The organism is Mesorhizobium sp. M2C.T.Ca.TU.002.02.1.1 (genome assembly GCF_003997225.1).
The window spans coordinates 1-2,254 of sequence record NZ_RZTO01000917.1 but is presented as its reverse complement, the minus strand read 5'-3'; the positions used below and the strand labels follow the sequence as shown (position 1 = coordinate 2,254).

The following is a 2,254-nucleotide window of genomic DNA, read 5'->3' as shown; positions in this document are numbered from 1 at the left end:
CTTGCATGTCGGTCGGCTTGATGCCGGAGGTCGAGGAGCCGACGATGGCGTTGGCCGGCGCATGCGCGTCGATCTCGGCCAGCACCTTGTGCTTGAGGTCGAGCCGCTCCGGCACGCTTTCCTGGATGAAATCGGCATCGGCCACCGCCTCGGCGATGGTCTTGGCGAAGGTCAGTTTGCCTTCCTTGGGCAGGCCGCCGGGCAGCATCTGCTTGTAGGCCCGGCGCGCGCCCTTCATCACTTCGCCGACCTTGCGCGACGCTTCCGGATCCGGATCGAAGATCGACACGTCGATGCCGTTCAAGAGCAGCCGCGCCACCCAGCCGGCGCCGATGACGCCGCCACCGATGGCGGCCGCCTTGTTGATGATGCTCATGGTCAGGCTCCGGTTCTCGTCTTGGCTGTATCGGGGTTGGTGAGGGCCACGCGCTCGCCGGCGCGGATCACCGCCGGTTCGTAGGCCTTGCGGGCAAACACTTCGAGCACAAAGGGTCGGAAGAATTCGATCGGCAGCGTCTCGTAGTCGGGGTCGAAGCTCGACTGGTCCCAGCGCTCGCAGAACTGGTCGCAATCGTCGAAATAGGCATGCCCGGCGAAACGGTCGCGGGCATGCCGGTTGCCGCCCAGATGATGCGCGTAATAGAGGCGCTGGAAATCGCCGTGCTTTTCCACCACCCAGGTGCATTGCTCGCGCACGAAGGGTTTCAGGATCGTCGCGGCATATTCGTCATGATTGTAGGGCGCGTAGATGTCGCCGATGTCGTGCAGCAGCGCCGAGACGATCCAGTCGGTGTCTGCGCCGTCCTTCCAGGCGCGTGTCGCCGCCTGCAGCGAATGGCCAAGCCGGGTGATCTTGTAGCCGGAGAGCCCTTCATCCAGCTGCACGAGCGCGTCGAGCAGCCGGTCGCCGGTTCTGGCGGCATAGTCGATCTCATGGGCGGTCAGGAATTCGTAGTCTTCCCTATCGCCATCCTTCATCGCGGTGAATTTGACGGTATCAGCCATGACCAAAACCCGTCTTACGCCGCGGCTGCGATCGGCGCCCGCTTGGTGAGATTGAGCTTCTTGCGCACTTCCTCAGGCCCGAGGATCCGGGCGCCGAGATTGGTGACGATGCTTGCAGCGCGTTCGACGAGCTGCGCGTTGGTCGCCAGCACGCCTTTGTCGAGCCACAGATTGTCTTCCAGGCCGACGCGGACATTGCCGCCGGCAAGCACCGCAGCCGCGGCATAGGCCATCTGGTTGCGGCCGATCGAGAAGGCCGACCAGTTCCAGGTCGAGGGCACGTTGTTGACCATCGCCATGAAGGTGTTGAGGTCGTCAGGCGCGCCCCACGGCACGCCCATGCAGAGCTGCACCAGCGCATCCGGGTTGAGGACCTTCTCCTCGACCAGCTGCTTGGCGAACCACAGATGTCCGGTGTCGAAGGCCTCGATCTCCGGCTTCACGCCCAGCGCCGTCATCATGCCGCCCATGGCGCGCAGCATGCCGGGCGTGTTCGTCATCACATAGTCGGCCTCGGCGAAGTTCATCGTGCCGCAGTCCAGCGTGCAGATCTCCGGCAGGCATTGGCGCACATGTTCCATGCGGTTGGTGGCGCCGCCCATGTCGGTGCCTTTCTCGTTGAGCGGCAGCGGCGCCTCGGGCGAGCCGAACACCATGTCGCCGCCCATGCCCGCGGTGAGGTTCAGCACCACGTCCACGTTCGCCTCGCGGATGCGCTCGGTCACTTCGCGGTAGAGATGCACGTCGCGCCTGGGCTTGCCGGTCTCGGGGTCGCGCACATGGCAGTGGACGATCGCGGCGCCCGCCTTGGCGGCGTCGATCGCCGAATCGGCGATCTGCTTGGGCGAGCGCGGCACATGCGGGCTGCGGTCCTGCGTTCCGCCGGAGCCGGTCACGGCACAGGTAATGAAGACCTCGCGGTTCATCGCAAGCGGCATCGTCTTTCCTCCCAAATTCGATCAGCCATTGATGTCGACCAAAAAGCCGGAAACCGGCTTTGCTATGACGACATGCGCCGAAGCTGGCCAAGAATGACCGACTTGTCGGAAACTGTTTTGCGTTTTACGAAGCTCTCATGATCAAAAGCGAAAAGCCGACCATCTTTCGCTCCGAACGCGAAACGCTCAAGGTGACGTTCCTGGTGTTCTCGGGGTCGTCGATCATGTGCGTCGCCTCGGCCGTCGATCCGCTGCGCGCCGCCAACCGCATTTCGGGCGAGACGCTTTTCGATTTCAAGCTGGTTTCGGTC

The 2,254-nt window shown here is 63.7% G+C and carries 3 protein-coding genes and 1 pseudogene; 1 reads left to right on the top strand and 3 read right to left on the bottom strand.

Annotated features, from left to right (window positions below; translation table 11 throughout):
* The 3 genes from EOD07_RS31380 to EOD07_RS31370 form a co-directional block, all read right to left on the bottom strand.
* Positions 1-376 (bottom strand): 3-hydroxyacyl-CoA dehydrogenase NAD-binding domain-containing protein (locus EOD07_RS31380; RefSeq protein ID WP_245470559.1); only part of this gene is annotated, 376 nt, incomplete at its 3' end.
* A gap of 2 nt (positions 377-378) precedes the next feature.
* Positions 379-1,005, bottom strand: a complete 627-nt coding sequence (locus EOD07_RS31375; RefSeq protein WP_127238040.1) for an HD domain-containing protein — start codon at positions 1,003-1,005, stop codon at positions 379-381.
* A gap of 14 nt (positions 1,006-1,019) precedes the next feature.
* Positions 1,020-1,943, bottom strand: a complete 924-nt coding sequence (locus EOD07_RS31370; protein WP_040979910.1) for a 3-keto-5-aminohexanoate cleavage protein — start codon at positions 1,941-1,943, stop codon at positions 1,020-1,022.
* 137 nt (positions 1,944-2,080) lie between these two features.
* Between EOD07_RS31370 and EOD07_RS38780 the strand changes: the two are divergent.
* Positions 2,081-2,254 (top strand): annotated as a pseudogene (locus EOD07_RS38780) (GlxA family transcriptional regulator); the annotation flags it as partial.

Bases quoted from the DNA above. Each gene is read 5' to 3' on its own strand.
- EOD07_RS31375 (WP_127238040.1), bottom strand. From the start codon at position 1,005: ATGGCTGATACCGTCAAATTCACCGCGATGAAGGATGGCGATAGGGAA.
- EOD07_RS31370 (WP_040979910.1), bottom strand. From the start codon at position 1,943: ATGCCGCTTGCGATGAACCGCGAGGTCTTCATTACCTGTGCCGTGACC.